The 15,025-nt window shown below is 45.5% G+C and carries 14 protein-coding genes, 1 tRNA gene, 1 rRNA gene, 1 other RNA gene and 1 other annotated feature; of the genes, 14 read left to right on the top strand and 3 right to left on the bottom strand.

The features are described 5' to 3' along the window. Positions 1–24 precede the first annotated feature (24 nt). The 6 genes from guaB (at position 25) to DMO16_RS16190 (ending at position 6,571) form a co-directional block, all read left to right on the top strand. Positions 25–1,482: an IMP dehydrogenase gene (gene guaB, locus DMO16_RS16215; RefSeq protein ID WP_129478619.1), complete on the top strand. Its 1,458-nt coding sequence runs from the start codon at positions 25–27 to the stop codon at positions 1,480–1,482. A gap of 159 nt (positions 1,483–1,641) precedes the next feature. Continuing rightward, entirely contained in the window at positions 1,642–2,934 is a 1,293-nt protein-coding gene (locus tag DMO16_RS16210; protein ID WP_164989020.1) for a serine hydrolase, read from the top strand. Positions 2,935–3,079: 145 nt separating this feature from the next. Next, entirely contained in the window at positions 3,080–3,964 is an 885-nt protein-coding gene (gene pdxS, locus DMO16_RS16205) for a pyridoxal 5'-phosphate synthase lyase subunit PdxS (protein ID WP_061976015.1), read from the top strand. A gap of 18 nt (positions 3,965–3,982) precedes the next feature. Beyond that, positions 3,983–4,567 (top strand): pyridoxal 5'-phosphate synthase glutaminase subunit PdxT, encoded by a 585-nt coding sequence (gene pdxT / locus DMO16_RS16200; protein WP_129478615.1) that lies wholly within the window; start codon positions 3,983–3,985, stop codon positions 4,565–4,567. 39 nt (positions 4,568–4,606) lie between these two features. Beyond that, positions 4,607–4,821, top strand: a binding site (T-box leader). Positions 4,822–4,986: 165 nt separating this feature from the next. Then, positions 4,987–6,261: a serine--tRNA ligase gene (serS, locus tag DMO16_RS16195; RefSeq protein WP_061976019.1), complete on the top strand. Its 1,275-nt coding sequence runs from the start codon at positions 4,987–4,989 to the stop codon at positions 6,259–6,261. A 217-nt stretch (positions 6,262–6,478) separates the two neighbouring features. Then, positions 6,479–6,571: transfer RNA gene (locus tag DMO16_RS16190), tRNA-Ser, on the top strand. A gap of 96 nt (positions 6,572–6,667) precedes the next feature. On the opposite strand, the gene DMO16_RS16185 is transcribed toward DMO16_RS16190, so the two are convergent. From DMO16_RS16185 to DMO16_RS16175, 3 genes are all read right to left on the bottom strand, one after another. Next, entirely contained in the window at positions 6,668–7,336 is a 669-nt protein-coding gene (locus DMO16_RS16185) for a deoxynucleoside kinase (RefSeq protein ID WP_061976021.1), read from the bottom strand. Next, positions 7,333–7,974, bottom strand: coding sequence for a deoxynucleoside kinase (locus tag DMO16_RS16180; protein ID WP_129478613.1), 642 nt, complete (start codon positions 7,972–7,974; stop codon positions 7,333–7,335). The genes DMO16_RS16185 and DMO16_RS16180 overlap by 4 nt, the downstream gene beginning before the upstream one ends. 128 nt (positions 7,975–8,102) lie before the next feature. Further along, positions 8,103–8,705 carry a cysteine hydrolase family protein gene (locus DMO16_RS16175; RefSeq protein WP_061976025.1) on the bottom strand — a complete coding sequence of 201 codons (603 nt, stop codon included), beginning with the start codon at positions 8,703–8,705 and terminating at the stop codon, positions 8,103–8,105. A 115-nt stretch (positions 8,706–8,820) separates the two neighbouring features. On the opposite strand from DMO16_RS16175, the gene tadA reads away from it, so the two are divergent. The 8 genes from tadA to DMO16_RS16135 all read left to right on the top strand — a co-directional run bounded on the left by tadA (position 8,821) and on the right by DMO16_RS16135 (position 14,874). Further along, positions 8,821–9,324 carry a tRNA adenosine(34) deaminase TadA gene (gene tadA, locus DMO16_RS16170; RefSeq protein ID WP_061976027.1) on the top strand — a complete coding sequence of 168 codons (504 nt, stop codon included), beginning with the start codon at positions 8,821–8,823 and terminating at the stop codon, positions 9,322–9,324. Between the two features lie 88 nt (positions 9,325–9,412). Continuing rightward, an RNA gene (gene ffs, locus DMO16_RS16165) (signal recognition particle sRNA large type) lies at positions 9,413–9,678 on the top strand. 115 nt (positions 9,679–9,793) lie between these two features. Continuing rightward, positions 9,794–11,479, top strand: a complete 1,686-nt coding sequence (dnaX, locus tag DMO16_RS16160) for a DNA polymerase III subunit gamma/tau (RefSeq protein ID WP_129478610.1) — start codon at positions 9,794–9,796, stop codon at positions 11,477–11,479. Between the two features lie 20 nt (positions 11,480–11,499). Then, a complete protein-coding gene (locus tag DMO16_RS16155; RefSeq protein ID WP_061976031.1) occupies positions 11,500–11,823 on the top strand; it encodes a YbaB/EbfC family nucleoid-associated protein in 324 nt (107 codons plus the stop codon). An 11-nt stretch (positions 11,824–11,834) separates the two neighbouring features. Then, the gene (recR, locus tag DMO16_RS16150) at positions 11,835–12,431 is read left to right on the top strand and encodes a recombination mediator RecR (RefSeq protein ID WP_061976033.1); all 597 of its coding nucleotides are present in this window, start codon (positions 11,835–11,837) and stop codon (positions 12,429–12,431) included. A 19-nt stretch (positions 12,432–12,450) separates the two neighbouring features. Then, positions 12,451–12,675, top strand: coding sequence for a YaaL family protein (locus DMO16_RS16145; protein WP_061976035.1), 225 nt, complete (start codon positions 12,451–12,453; stop codon positions 12,673–12,675). Positions 12,676–12,743: 68 nt separating this feature from the next. Further along, a complete protein-coding gene (locus tag DMO16_RS16140) occupies positions 12,744–13,010 on the top strand; it encodes a pro-sigmaK processing inhibitor BofA family protein (RefSeq protein WP_061976037.1) in 267 nt (88 codons plus the stop codon). Between the two features lie 316 nt (positions 13,011–13,326). Next, positions 13,327–14,874 (top strand): 16S ribosomal RNA (locus tag DMO16_RS16135). The last annotated feature ends 151 nt before the right edge of the window (positions 14,875–15,025 follow it).

Genomic DNA, 15,025 nt, shown 5'->3' with positions numbered 1-15,025 from the left:
ATTGATGAGAAGGGTGGAGTAAGCATGTGGGAGAGCAAGTTTGAGAAAGAAGGATTAACGTTTGATGATGTACTGTTGGTTCCGTCAAAGTCCTCAGTACTGCCAAAGGATGTCTCTTTAAAGACACGTCTTTCTGACTCTGTACAACTAAATGTACCGATTATTAGTGCAGGAATGGATACCGTAACAGAAGCTGAAATGGCAATTGCGATGGCACGCCAGGGCGGGTTGGGTATTATCCATAAAAACATGTCAATTGAACAGCAAGCGGAACAAGTGGACAGGGTCAAGCGTTCTGAGAGTGGGGTTATCACAGATCCTTTTTACCTGACTCCTGACCATCAAGTATTTGATGCTGAGCACCTTATGGGGAAATACAGAATTAGCGGTGTACCCATTGTCGATGGCGACAAAAAATTAGTCGGCATTCTCACCAACCGTGATCTTCGCTTTATTGAAGATTACTCCATCCAGATTTCAGATGTCATGACAAAAGAGAACCTTGTTACCGCACCTGTTGGAACAACGCTTAAAGAAGCTGAACAATTGCTTCAAAAGCATAAGATTGAAAAGCTTCCATTGGTTGATGATGAAGGAACTCTTCAAGGATTAATTACCATAAAAGATATTGAGAAAGTGATTGAGTTTCCGAACTCTGCAAAAGACAGCCAGGGACGTTTGCTGGCTGGTGCAGCAGTAGGTGTGACGAAGGATGCGATGGTTCGTATCGACAAGCTTGTGGAAGCTGGCGTGGATGCTATCGTTATTGATACCGCTCATGGCCATTCTGAAGGCGTACTGACTAAAGTCAGGGAAGTCCGTGCCAAATATCCGGACCTTACGATTATTGCCGGTAATGTGGCTACTGCCGAAGCGACAAGGGATCTTATTGAAGCAGGCGCTAGTGTGGTTAAAGTAGGTATTGGTCCAGGGTCTATCTGTACTACACGCGTTGTGGCAGGAGTTGGCGTTCCACAGATTACAGCTGTTTATGATTGTGCGACAGAAGCCCGAAAGCACGGGATTCCAATCATTGCGGACGGTGGCATTAAATATTCCGGTGACATCGTAAAAGCACTGGCTTCTGGAGGATATGCCGTTATGCTGGGCAGCATGCTTGCCGGTGTGTCAGAAAGCCCGGGAGAGCGTGAGATTTATCAGGGACGTCAGTTTAAGGTATACCGGGGAATGGGATCCATCGGCGCCATGGAACAAGGAAGCCGCGACCGATATTTCCAGGAAAATAACCAAAAACTTGTTCCGGAAGGCATTGAAGGACGAGTACCTTACAAAGGACCGCTGGCCGATACCTTGTTCCAGCTAGTCGGAGGTATTCGTTCCGGTATGGGATATTGCGGGACACCAACAATCGAAGATCTTCAAAATAATTCCAAGTTTGTTCGGATTACAGGTGCCGGGCTTCGCGAGAGTCATCCTCACCAGGTTCAGATTACCAAAGAAGCACCAAATTATTCAGTCTAAAGATAGATTTTTGAAAAAAAGTGGACAGAGGTTATTCCTCTGTCTATTTTTTTGTATATTGCTATGGTACAATTACGTTTGTGTGTAAATTGTATGGAGGTGTCAGTGTTGTTCGGCAACAAAATTAAAGGTATTACGTTTTCTGCTGTTTTGGTTTCGATGTTATCAGCCAGTATGTTTGGATATTCAGATAAAGCAAGTGCTGCTCCTGTGCTTAAATCCAGTTCAGAGACCGCGATTTTAGTTGATGGAGATACAGGAAAGGTTTTATATCAAAAGAAAGCCGAGCAAGTATTGCCGCCTGCCAGTATGTCAAAAATGATGACAGAATACCTGGTAAATGAAGCAATTAAAAAAGGTAAAATTAAGTGGGATCAAAAAACTGCCATCAGTACATATGCCCATAAAATTTCTCAAAACCGTTCACTATCAAATGTCCCATTACGCAGTGACTATAAATATTCGGTAAAAGAACTTTACGAAGCGATGGCGATCTATTCTGCCAACGGTGCATCTATTGCGCTTGCAGAGCTAGTCGGCGGGTCTGAAGAAAAGTTTGTTAAAATGATGAATGACAAAGCCAAGGAAATGGGAATCAAGGATGCCCGTTTTGTTAACTGTACAGGTTTGAATAACAATGACCTGCAAGGATTTGACTCTGTTGGAAGCAAAACAGATGAGAATAAAATGTCCGCAAAATCCGTTGGTATTCTTGCTTACAAGCTGATCAATGATTATCCGGAAGTTCTGGATATCGCAAGTATTCCTACTAAATGGTTCCGTCCAAATACCGATGACAAAATCCTTATGAAAAACTGGAACTGGATGCTTCCGGAACTTGTATACGGATATAAAGGTGTAGATGGTCTTAAGACAGGTACCACTGACAGCGCCGGTTATGCCTTTGCTGCTACTGCTAAACGCGATGGAACAAGACTTATCTCTGTTTTAATGAAATCAGACAGCTACAAAGGCCGTTTTGACGAAACTAAAAAGCTGCTGAGTTATGGATTTGAAAATTATTCTAAAGAAACATTATTGCCTAAGGGCTACGAGCTCAAAAACAAAAAAACCCTTCCTGTTATTCAAGGCAAGGATAAAGAAGTAGGAATTAAAACAAAAGAACCGGTAACCATGCTGGTGAAAAACGGTGAAAAAGAAAACTACAAGCCTGTACTTGTGATCGACAAAAAACACCTCGATAAAGACGGGAAATTGAAAGCCCCTCTTAAGAAAGGTGAAGCGATCGGACACATCGAGCTGAAGTATACAGGTAAAGAAAAGGATCAGGGCTATTTGCTCAATGATGGATCCGGCAAAGGACAAGCCAGTGTGGTAACAACCAAAGCGGTCGAAAAAGCCAATTGGTTTGTACTGTCCATGAGAAGCACGGGTCATTTCTTTGGCGGTGTCTGGGATTCTGCCATGGATACGGTAAAAGGCTGGTTCTAATGTCATATCATACTCTTCGAAAGCATTGCTTTTGGAGAGTATTTTTTTAAACCCTATGAATTTTATCGGTTTTACGTTAAAATAAGTGTGAATTTGATTATTACAAAAACTCAGATTTGAGTTAATAAATAGGGGGATATGTAGCATGTTGAAAACAGGTACAGATCGTGTAAAACGCGGAATGGCTGAAATGCAAAAAGGCGGAGTCATCATGGATGTCATCAATGCAGAGCAAGCCAAAATTGCTGAAGCTTCCGGTGCAGTAGCCGTTATGGCGCTTGAGCGTGTTCCGGCTGATATTCGCGCAGCAGGCGGAGTGGCTCGCATGGCTGACCCTACCATCGTAGAGGAAGTACTCAATGCAGTAAGTATCCCCGTTATGGCGAAAGCAAGAATCGGCCACATTGTCGAAGCTCGTGTTCTTGAATCCATGGGAGTAGACTACCTGGATGAAAGTGAAGTACTGACTCCTGCCGATGAAGTGTTCCACTTAAACAAACGTGATTTTACCGTTCCATTTGTATGTGGGGCACGTGACCTTGGAGAAGCATCCCGCCGTATTGGTGAAGGAGCATCCATGCTTCGTACGAAAGGTGAGCCAGGAACAGGCAACATCGTTGAAGCGGTTCGCCACATGCGCATGATTCAAGGCCAGATCCGCAAAGTATCTGCAATGAGTGAGGATGAATTGATGACAGAGGCGAAAAACCTTGGGGCACCTTATGAAATTCTTCTTCAAATCAAAAAAGACGGCCGTCTTCCAGTCGTTAACTTTGCAGCCGGCGGTGTAGCTACACCAGCGGATGCCGCATTAATGATGGAGCTTGGAGCTGACGGTGTGTTTGTTGGATCCGGAATCTTCAAATCAGCAAACCCCGAAAAGTTTGCCCGTGCGATTGTAGAAGCAACTACTCATTACAGAGATTATGAGCTGATTGCAGAATTGTCCAAAGGACTTGGAACAGCAATGAAAGGAATTGACATCTCCACGCTTCTTCCTGGAGACCGTATGCAGGAGCGAGGCTGGTAAGAAGGGAACGCTGCATAAATGACTAAGATAGGTGTACTTGCTCTGCAAGGCGCTGTAAGGGAACATATTAAAGCTTTACAGGAAAGCGGCGCAGAAGCAGTAAGCGTAAAGCGAATTGATGAGCTAAACGACCTTGATGGCCTGATTATCCCGGGTGGAGAAAGCACGGCCATGAGGCGTTTAATCGATAAATATGAATTTCTTGAACCACTCAAAGCATTTGCAAAGGAAAAACCGGTTTTTGGCACATGTGCAGGTCTCATCCTGATGGCGAAAAGCATTCAGGGACAAGATACCGCCCACCTCGAGCTGATTGATATGACGATTGAACGCAATGCATTCGGCCGCCAAAAAGAAAGCTTTGAAGCAGTGCTTGAAATCAAAGGTGTGGGTGAGGACGTAAATGGTGTATTTATCCGTGCTCCTTACATTGTGAATGTTGGTGAAGACGTTGAAGTTCTTTCCGTTCACAATGACCGCATTGTAGCTGCCAGACAGGGACATTTCCTTTGTGCAGCCTTTCATCCGGAGCTAACGGATGACTATCGCCTGCATCAATTTTTTGTGCAGATGGTGGATGAAACGAAAAAAGTCATTGCATAAAAAAAGAAATTGTTGTACATTACTATACAAACATTATTTGTTAAATCGAAGACAGGAATCAGTAGCAACATGATTTTTGACCAGAGAGTCGGTGGCTGGTGAAAACCGATCAAAATCTGTTGCGAATCCATCCTTGAGTGGAAAGCTGAAATGTTACGTAGGCTTTCACGGTCCACATTGTCCGTTATCAATGCCGAGCGGCAGGCAATCGCCTGCAACCAGGGTGGCAACGCGGGTTAACTCTCGTCCCTTTCTACTTTATGCGTAGTGAAGGGACGGGAGTTTTTTATTTTGTACGCCGTTTTAAAAATTGCGAATTACTTCGTTGGCTTTGGTTTTGCGGAGCCATATGGACTTTTCCTTTTGGATGGATGGAACATTAGTTGTTGTGTAAAGGTGAAATAAAGGAGGATAAAAACATGCTGGATTTGAAATTTGTACGAGCGAATTTTGATGAAGTAAAAGAAAAACTAAGCAAACGAGGAGAAGATTTATCCGGTCTTGACCGTTTTCTCGCGTTGGATGAACGCCGCCGTCAATTGATTGGTGAAACGGAGACGCTGAAGTCCAAGCGGAATGAAGTATCCAAACAGGTAGCGGAATTTAAGCGTGAAAAGAAGGATGCGGATCATCTGATTAAAGAGATGCGTGAAGTGGGCGACAGGATCAAAGCAATTGATGAGGAGCTCCGCACGACTGAAGAAGATTTGAATCACATCATGCTGACTTTGCCAAATCTTCCACATGAGAGCGTACCTGTTGGTGAAACAGAGGATGATAACGTGCCGGTCCGCCATTGGGGAGATATTAAAGAATTTTCCTTTGAGCCTAAGGCACATTGGGACTTGGCAACGGACCTTGATATTGTAGACTTTGAAAGAGCAGCCAAAGTAACCGGCAGCCGTTTTGCTTTTTATAAGGGAGCGGGTGCACGTCTGGAACGTGCTTTGATCAACATGATGATGGATTATCATGAAGACCACCATGGTTATACGGAGATTTTACCGCCATATATGGTAAACCGGGAAAGCATGACAGGTACCGGGCAGCTTCCTAAGTTTGAAGAAGATGCGTTTAAAATTCGTGAAGAAGATTACTTTTTAATTCCTACAGCGGAAGTCCCTGTAACAAACTTGCACCGCAACGAGATTTTAACAGCTGATGAATTGCCAAAAGGTTATGTGGCCTACAGCGCGTGCTTTCGTTCTGAAGCAGGTTCTGCAGGAAGAGACACACGCGGCCTGATCCGCCAGCATCAGTTTAATAAGGTTGAGCTTGTACGCTTTGTTAAACCGGAGGATTCTTATGAAGAACTCGAAAAGCTTACAGGTCATGCTGAAAAAATTCTTCAGCTCCTGAAGCTTCCTTACCGGGTGCTCAGCATGTGTACGGCTGACTTAGGATTCACGGCAGCTAAGAAGTACGACATTGAAGTATGGATTCCGAGCTATGGAACGTACCGTGAAATTTCTTCTTGTTCCAATTTTGAAGCCTTCCAGGCGAGAAGAGCACAAATCCGCTTCCGTCGTGAAGCCAAAGGAAAACCGGAATACGTTCATACGTTAAATGGATCCGGACTTGCGATCGGCCGAACCGTTGCTGCAATTTTGGAAAATTATCAGCAGGAAGACGGAAGCATTGTGATTCCGGAAGTGTTGCGTCCTTACATGGGGAACAAGGAAATCATCCAATAATAAGCTTGAACAGAGGAAGGGAGAACTCAATCTCCCTTTTTCTCTTTTTTAAAGGACAAGATCTTTCTTTATGTCTTCCTCCCCCTTTTTATTTAATATACCGTGCTATTTTGCCGGTGGAATGCATAGAATGAATAAGGGGAATATTTTTGTAAAAAGCGGTTGACTTTATAGGTAGTCACATGGTAATATATTTTTTGTCAGTAGAATTGAACATGGAGGTATACCCAAGTCTGGCTGAAGGGACCGGTCTTGAAAACCGACAGGGGTGTAACAGCTCGCGGGGGTTCGAATCCCTCTACCTCCTCCATACATAATGAACACACCTGCCTCGCGCAGGTGTTTTTTATTGCTCTCATTTATAAGAAAGAAAAAATCCTCCCCAAGCATCCTGGGGAGGATTTTATTATAGACGTACTTCTCGTTTGGTTTCGATCTTCTGTGCAATCTTGGCGACAATTTGCTCAATGGATGACGGGTCCTGAATAAGATCATAATCATTGATGTTCACACGAAGAACAGGACAGATATTAAAGTTGGAAATCCATTGTTCATACCGCTCATACATTTCAATCCAGTAGTCGACCGGGGTATCCTGTTCCATTTGGCGTCCGCGGTGTTTGATCCGCTCGAGGATATCTTCCAGCGGACCTTCCAGATGGATCAGCACATCCGGATGAGGGAAGTATGGAGTCATTACCATGGCCTCGAACAACCGTGTATACGTATCATAGTCCATTTTTGACATGGTTCCCTTGTCAGCGTGCATTTTTGCAAAAATACCGGTATCTTCATAAATCGAGCGGTCCTGTACAAAACCGCCGCCATATTCAAACATTCGTTTTTGTTCCTTGAAACGCTCGGCCAAAAAGAAAATCTGAAGATGGAAGCTCCATCGTTCAAAGTCCTTGTAAAATTTGTCGAGGTACGGATTGTTGTCTACCTTCTCCATCGATGTTCTGAAGTTTAAAGCTTCAGCCAGTGCAGAAGTCAGTGTGGATTTACCTGCGCCCACTGTACCTGCCACCGTAATCACAGCATCTAAAGGAATGTTGTATTTCTGTGCTAAATTCATCTGCTTAATTCTCCTTTATGCAGGGTGGTTTCTATTTCGGCAAAGATGCGCTCTTTGTCACTGCTGTTTGCAACAAAATCCAGATCATCTCCGTTAAAGGTGAGGACAGGGATCTCAGGATGTTCCTTTTGAAAAGCGGTCATGAACAGTTCATAGTCGGAAACCAGCTGCATGAGATAAGCAGGATCCATTTGCTTTTCAATATTTCGGCCGCGAAGCTCAATGCGTTCAAGCAACGTTTCCAGTCCAGCATTCAAATAGATGATCATGTTCGGAACCGGCATGTCTTCGGTTAAGATCTCAAATATTTGCATGTATTTTTCGTAATTTTTGCCTGTAAGCGTCCGTTCGGCAAAAATTCGGTTCTTAAAAATATGGTAATCAGCCACAACCGGGATGTTTTGGTTTAGATAAAGTTTCTGTATATCCTCAAGCTGCTTGTAGCGGTTACAGAGAAAAAACATTTCTGTCTGGAAGCTCCACTCATCAATGTTTTCATAAAACTTTCCCAAAAACGGGTTCTCTTCTACAATCTCTTTTAACAGTTTAAACCTGTAGTGTTCTGAGATGGCTTTTGCTAATGATGTCTTTCCAACACCAATCGGCCCTTCAACTGCAATAAAAGGGGTAGAATTCATGCTGCGTTCCTCCCTAACTTCACTTACAAAAAAATAACAGACAGAAGATATTGTAGCATATGAAGAGCGGAGGGAATAGAACAAAATCATTTATGAGGATGTTTGTCAAAACATCCTGGGGCAGGTTATCAAAACATCGTTCGTTTTTTGTTTTCTTCCGCTTCTTTTATGATCTTTTCCAGGTCCAATTCATTCTCCTTGGTTATATCGGCGCTAAGTGTGTTTTTCATAAGCAAAATAGCACGTTCATTATCTTCGGCAATATTGGATGCGGAACAATCTTCCGGTATATAAAGAGTAAAATCGCGCATGAAGGCATCATTGGCAGAGAAGAGCACGCAAATATTTCCGGCAAGGCCAGTCATGATCAGGCTTGTGATTTTCATGTCATGCAAAAGGGTGGATAATGGAGTTGAAAAGAAAGCGGAGTGCATTGGTTTGATAATGAAAAAATCATCTTCTTCCGGTGTAAGCTGCTCCACAAATTCTTTCCCTCTTTCTCCGAGGCAATAATCCACAAGTTTATGTTTATCGGATTGCCATTTACCGAAATTATCATTAACATAAATCACGGGAATTCCTTTTTCCTTAGCCCTTTTTTTCAAGTTGGCGATATGAGGGGCGATAGGAAGGGATTGCTCAATGAGCATCTCTCCCTCAGGGAAATCAAAATCATTGATCACATCTATGATTAACAGAGCTACAGGGGGATAAGATGGTGATGAGGACAAAGAAAACTCACTCCTTTTTAAAGTCACTCTCAGGTACTCATATCTATTCCTTTCTTTATTATTAGCAAAACCTTTTGTATAATCACATCAAATACAAAGATGGAGTCTGAAAACAATGCTTCAACAAGAAAAAGACGAGTATTATATGTCACTGGCCCTTAAAGAAGCTAAGAAGGCTGAAGAAATAGGTGAAGTGCCAATCGGTGCCGTTCTGGTGAAGGATGATGAGGTGATTGCTGCAGCCTTTAACCGCCGCGAGACTGAACACCGTGCCGTTGCTCATGCAGAACTGCTGGCGATCGATCAGGCGTGCCGCAAGCTTGAGGCCTGGAGGCTTTCGGGCAGTACGCTTTACGTTACCCTTGAGCCGTGCGCCATGTGTGCGGGAGCGCTTGTCCTCTCAAGAGTCGACCGGGTGGTCTATGGTGCATCAGACCCCAAAGGCGGCTGTGCCGGCACATTGATGAACCTTCTGGAGGAAGAACGGTTTAATCATCAATGCGAGGTTGCAGCAGGGGTTCGTGGTGAGGAATGCAGCGAGATGCTTTCTGCTTTCTTTCGGGGGCTCAGAAAACGGAACAAAGAACAGAAGAAGTTGCAGGACCGCCAAGAATTGTAAATATCTGGTCCGGGTTGATTTTTTAACGCTGGCGTTGTATACTTAATCTTGCACATTTGATATGTGCCTAACAATGTTATACACTTTGTCGCGCTAGGCGGGGAGGTAGCGGTGCCCTGTACTCGCAATCCGCTGTAGCGAGGCTGAATTCCTCTCCTCGGTTAGTCCAACGTACGGCCTGACCCACGTAAGTGGTGTTGACATTCGGGTCCTGCGCAACGGGGACCCATGAACCCTGTCAGGTCCGGAAGGAAGCAGCAGTAAGTGGTCATCTTCGTGTGCCGCGGGGCAGCCTGGATCGAGCTAACTGCCTGGGTAACGCGTAGGTTGGCTATTCCAAAGAGAGGTGCGCGGCATTTTATATACTTAAAACAATAACTCACTCCTTATGGGGTGAGTTTTTTGCTGATTTTCAGTATAATAGAGGATAGAGAACTTATTTTTAAACATGAATGAAGGAGGGCATGGGATGAGCTATCAAGCGCTTTACCGTGTCTGGCGGCCTCAGTCCTTTCATGATGTGGTCGGACAGGAACATATCACCAAGACAATCCAGAACGCACTTGTCCAGGACAAGCTTTCCCATGCCTATCTGTTTTCAGGGCCACGGGGAACGGGGAAAACAAGTGCGGCGAAGATTATTGCTAAGGCTGTAAACTGTGTTCATGCACCAACAGCAGAACCTTGCAATGAATGCGATCACTGTATGGGAATTACAAACGGGTCCATTTCCGATGTACTGGAAATCGATGCGGCTTCCAATACAGGAGTCGACGACATCCGGGATATACGAGATAAAGTGAAATTTGCACCATCGGTTGTCCGTTATAAGGTCTATATTATTGATGAGGTTCATATGCTTTCAACTGGAGCGTTCAACGCCCTGCTTAAAACATTGGAAGAGCCTCCACCCCATGTTATTTTTATTCTTGCTACAACAGAACCACATAAAATTCCACTGACTATTATTTCGCGTTGCCAGCGGTTTGACTTCAAGCGGATCTCCAGTGATTCCATCGTTAACCGAATGAAGACCATACTGGATTCCAACAGCATCATTCCGGATGATGATGCCCTCCACCTTCTTGCCAGGGCTGCTGAAGGGGGAATGCGGGATGCGTTAAGTCTGCTCGATCAGGCGATTTCCTACAGCGAGGATGAAGTGAAGGTCGAGGATGTGCTCGCGGTTACCGGGGCCGTTTCGCAAGGCTTTTTATCACAGGTGGCCAAAGCCTTTAAGGAGAAGGACGTAGCGAAAGCTTTGAATGTGGCGGGCCGGCTTATGTCGGAGGGGAAGGATCCTGTACGCTTCCTTACCGATCTCATTTATTACTACCGTGACATGCTTTTATACCAGACGGCTCCGAATCTTGAAGAAATACTTGACCGGGTAAAAGTGGATGATGAATTCAAAGAACTTGCAGAGGAAACGGACCGTACGTGGATTTACAAAGTAATCGAGCTGTTGAATCAGTCACAGCAGGAAATGAAGTGGACCAATCATCCTAAGATTTTTCTGGAGCTTTCCCTGATCAAAATCTGCCAGGAAGAACGGCAGGAAACAGCAGGAGTGAGCCAGGACTTGTTTAAGAAAATAGAAGACCTCGAGCATGAAGTCCGAATACTGAAGGAAAAAGGTGTGGCGCTTGCACCTTCCTCATCCGATGCCCCCCCTGTCCAGGAAAAGAAAACATTCAGGACATCGGGAAAAGGAAGCGGAACAAATACCGGCCGGGTGAAAGAGATGCTGAAAAAAGCGGCCAAGCCGAATTTGGTCCAGGTGAAAAACAACTGGGGAACCATCATGGAGAAGATCAAGGCGGAAAAAGTAAGTGTCTTTGCTCTTTTATCTGGTGCAGAACCGGTTGCATGCTCAGACAAAGATGTGCTTCTCTCCTTCCAACATGAAATTCACAGCCAAATGGCGTCGTCCGACAACATTCGCAGCTGTGTGGAAAACGTAATATATAGTACAATAGGGAAGTCCCTAACCATGCTAACCATCCTCCAGCCTGAATGGGAGACCGTAAAAAAGGAGTTCATTCAGCAGCAGCAGCGGAGCGATGGAGGACAGGGCGAGGCGGAAGCGGAAGATCCACTAATTGCAGAAGCCAAAAAGCTCTTTGGAGAAGAATTAATTGAAATAAAAGAATAAACCTTAGGAGGAAGATATTTATGATGCGTGGCGGCGGAAACATGAACAATATGATGAAACAAATGCAGAAGATGCAAAAGGAAATGGCAAAAGCCCAGGAGGACCTTAAGGATAAAAAAGCGGAAGGCACTGCTGGCGGCGGTATGGTTACCGTGATTGCTAACGGACATAAAGAAATTCTGGAAGTTAACATTAAAGAGGAAGTCGTAGATCCTGAAGATATTGAAATGCTTCAAGACCTTGTGCTTGCTGCTACCAACGAAGCACTTAAAAAAGTAGATGAGCTTGTATCACAGGATATGGGCAAATTCACTAAAGGGCTGAACATACCGGGATTATTCTAGGGGGCTAACATATGCATTACCCAGAGCCGATATCAAAGCTGATAGACAGCTTTATGAAATTGCCAGGAATCGGGCCCAAAACAGCGGTCCGTCTGGCATTTTTCGTATTAGACATGCGTGAAGATGATGTGCTCGATTTTGGTCGTGCTCTTGTGAACGCCAAAAGGAACTTAATATATTGTTCCAATTGCTTTCATATTACAGACCGTGATCCGTGCATGATCTGTGATGATTCCAGCAGGGATCATACCACCATCTGTGTGGTGCATGATTCCAAGGATGTTATCGCCATGGAAAAAATGAAGGACTTCCGGGGCCTCTACCATGTGCTGCACGGTTCCATTTCCCCGATTGAAGGGATTGGACCGGAAGACATCAAAATTGCGGAACTTTTAAAACGGCTGGCCGATGACAACATTCAGGAAATCATCTTGGCGACGGATCCCAATATTGAAGGTGAAGCTACAGCTATGTATATTGCCCGGCTGTTAAAGCCGACCGGCATTAAGGTTACGCGGATTGCTCATGGACTCCCTGTAGGCGGGGATTTGGAATATGCCGATGAAGTGACACTTTCCAAAGCCATGGAAGGCAGACGTGAAATATAATTAAAAGGAGACATACCGTATGTTCTTCTCCCGAAAAGGGCGTTTGCGAAAAGAAGGAGATCAACGTCTTTTAGAATCCCTTCAGCAAATCAAGACTGTCTGGGCCAATCAGAAAGCCATGGTAGAACGAAGCGTCGAGCCTTCGGATCAGGTTTTGTGTGAATTGAAGCTGGCAGAAGCCAAATATTTGTTCCTGCTAAAGGAAGCGAAAATTAGAAAAGTCACAACAGGGAGGCTGAAATAGGCCTTCCTGTTCTTTTTTTGGGACATCCTCCATACATTAGCTATATATGAAGGGTAGGGAGGATGAGTATGCAACCTGTTATGGTCATTTCCATTATAGGAAGTGCAATCTTGCTGTTACTATTGATCGGAGCTCCGTTAAAGCCGCTAAGGTGGACAGGGCAGCTGCTGATACGCCTGTCGATTGGAGCTTTGCTGCTGTTCTTTCTGAACACCGCAGGGGCCTCCTACGATATCCACGTACCGATCAATGCGGCCACTGTCTTTATTTCCGGTTTGCTCGGTCTGCCTGGGCTTGCTTCACTGGCAGCCATACAGTATTTTATTGTGGGCTGATCCTCTTCCTGCTGAGCTTTTGTTCGGCAAAAGAGGATTCTTTTTTTATTTTGATAAAAACTCTTGCCAACCATTAGCTGCCGTGGTATATTAATTGAGCTGCTTCTTTGCTTGCTGATTTGGCAAGTAGCCAAGAAAAAACTTTTTAAAAAAAGTGTTGACTTGATCGGCAGATAAGTGATATACTAATAAAGTCGCCAAAACAAGCGACGCAAACAAATGTTCTTTGAAAACCAAACAAAAGCCAGAGTAAGTCAGGGATTTTACAATCCCATCAATTTCTTATTTTTAAACATTAAGAGCTATATCAAACACTTTATTGGAGAGTTTGATCCTGGCTCAGGATGAACGCTGGCGGCGTGCCTAATACATGCAAGTCGAGCGAATGACGAGGAGCTTGCTCCTCTGATTTAGCGGCGGACGGGTGAGTAACACGTGGGTAACCTGCCTGTAAGACGGGGATAACTCCGGGAAACCGGAGCTAATACCGGATGATAACGAGAAGCGCCTGCTTCTTTTTTGAAAGTCGGTTTCGGCTGACGCTTACAGATGGGCCCGCGGCGCATTAGCTAGTTGGTGAGGTAACGGCTCACCAAGGCGACGATGCGTAGCCGACCTGAGAGGGTGATCGGCCACACTGGGACTGAGACACGGCCCAGACTCCTACGGGAGGCAGCAGTAGGGAATCTTCGGCAATGGACGAAAGTCTGACCGAGCAACGCCGCGTGAGCGATGAAGGCCTTCGGGTCGTAAAGCTCTGTTGTCAGAGAAGAACAAGTACCGGAGTAACTGCCGGTACCTTGACGGTACCTGACCAGAAAGCCACGGCTAACTACGTGCCAGCAGCCGCGGTAATACGTAGGTGGCAAGCGTTATCCGGAATTATTGGGCGTAAAGCGCGCGCAGGCGGTTTCTTAAGTCTGATGTGAAAGCCCACGGCTCAACCGTGGAGGGTCATTGGAAACTGGGAGACTTGAGTGCAGGAGAGAAAAGTGGAATTCCACGTGTAGCGGTGAAATGCGTAGAGATGTGGAGGAACACCAGTGGCGAAGGCGGCTTTTTGGCCTGTAACTGACGCTGAGGCGCGAAAGCGTGGGGAGCAAACAGGATTAGATACCCTGGTAGTCCACGCCGTAAACGATGAGTGCTAGGTGTTGGGGGGTTCCACCCTCAGTGCTGACGTTAACACATTAAGCACTCCGCCTGGGGAGTACGGCCGCAAGGCTGAAACTCAAAGGAATTGACGGGGGCCCGCACAAGCAGTGGAGCATGTGGTTTAATTCGAAGCAACGCGAAGAACCTTACCAGGTCTTGACATCCTCTGACCACTTGAGAGATCAAGCTTTCCCCTTCGGGGGACAGAGTGACAGGTGGTGCATGGTTGTCGTCAGCTCGTGTCGTGAGATGTTGGGTTAAGTCCCGCAACGAGCGCAACCCTTGACCTTAGTTGCCAGCATTCAGTTGGGCACTCTAAGGTGACTGCCGGTGACAAACCGGAGGAAGGTGGGGATGACGTCAAATCATCATGCCCCTTATGACCTGGGCTACACACGTGCTACAATGGGTGGTACAAAGGGTTGCGAAGCCGCGAGGCCGAGCCAATCCCAAAAAGCCACTCTCAGTTCGGATTGTAGGCTGCAACTCGCCTACATGAAGCCGGAATTGCTAGTAATCGCGGATCAGCATGCCGCGGTGAATACGTTCCCGGGCCTTGTACACACCGCCCGTCACACCACGAGAGTTTGTAACACCCGAAGTCGGTGGGGTAACCTTTTGGAGCCAGCCGCCGAAGGTGGGACAGATGATTGGGGTGAAGTCGTAACAAGGTAGCCGTATCGGAAGGTGCGGCTGGATCACCTCCTTTCTATGGAGACATGAGCACTCAGGTGCCTCATGAATCTTACTCTGAGCTTTTGTTTGGTTTTGAAAGAACATCGTTTCTTTCAATTCATAAAGGTTACACATTTGATGTGGCCATGTTCCTTGAAAACTAGATAACGAAACATCCAAACAAG

Source organism: Fictibacillus sp. S7 (genome assembly GCF_004127935.1).
GTDB lineage: Bacteria > Bacillota > Bacilli > Bacillales > Fictibacillaceae > Fictibacillus_C > Fictibacillus_C enclensis.
Note: the sequence above shows the minus strand (reverse complement) of the source record. Positions and strands in the feature narration are given on the sequence as shown.

Excerpts from the sequence above, each read along its gene's own strand:
- guaB (WP_129478619.1), top strand. The coding sequence starts at position 25 with ATGTGGGAGAGCAAGTTTGAGAAAGAAGGATTAACGTTTGATGATGTA.
- DMO16_RS16210 (WP_164989020.1), top strand. The coding sequence starts at position 1,642 with ATGTTATCAGCCAGTATGTTTGGATATTCAGATAAAGCAAGTGCTGCT.
- pdxS (WP_061976015.1), top strand. The coding sequence starts at position 3,080 with ATGTTGAAAACAGGTACAGATCGTGTAAAACGCGGAATGGCTGAAATG.
- pdxT (WP_129478615.1), top strand. The coding sequence starts at position 3,983 with ATGACTAAGATAGGTGTACTTGCTCTGCAAGGCGCTGTAAGGGAACAT.
- serS (WP_061976019.1), top strand. The coding sequence starts at position 4,987 with ATGCTGGATTTGAAATTTGTACGAGCGAATTTTGATGAAGTAAAAGAA.
- DMO16_RS16185 (WP_061976021.1), bottom strand. The coding sequence starts at position 7,336 with ATGAATTTAGCACAGAAATACAACATTCCTTTAGATGCTGTGATTACG.
- DMO16_RS16180 (WP_129478613.1), bottom strand. The coding sequence starts at position 7,974 with ATGAATTCTACCCCTTTTATTGCAGTTGAAGGGCCGATTGGTGTTGGA.
- tadA (WP_061976027.1), top strand. The coding sequence starts at position 8,821 with ATGCTTCAACAAGAAAAAGACGAGTATTATATGTCACTGGCCCTTAAA.
- dnaX (WP_129478610.1), top strand. The coding sequence starts at position 9,794 with ATGAGCTATCAAGCGCTTTACCGTGTCTGGCGGCCTCAGTCCTTTCAT.
- DMO16_RS16155 (WP_061976031.1), top strand. The coding sequence starts at position 11,500 with ATGATGCGTGGCGGCGGAAACATGAACAATATGATGAAACAAATGCAG.
- recR (WP_061976033.1), top strand. The coding sequence starts at position 11,835 with ATGCATTACCCAGAGCCGATATCAAAGCTGATAGACAGCTTTATGAAA.
- DMO16_RS16145 (WP_061976035.1), top strand. The coding sequence starts at position 12,451 with ATGTTCTTCTCCCGAAAAGGGCGTTTGCGAAAAGAAGGAGATCAACGT.
- DMO16_RS16140 (WP_061976037.1), top strand. The coding sequence starts at position 12,744 with ATGCAACCTGTTATGGTCATTTCCATTATAGGAAGTGCAATCTTGCTG.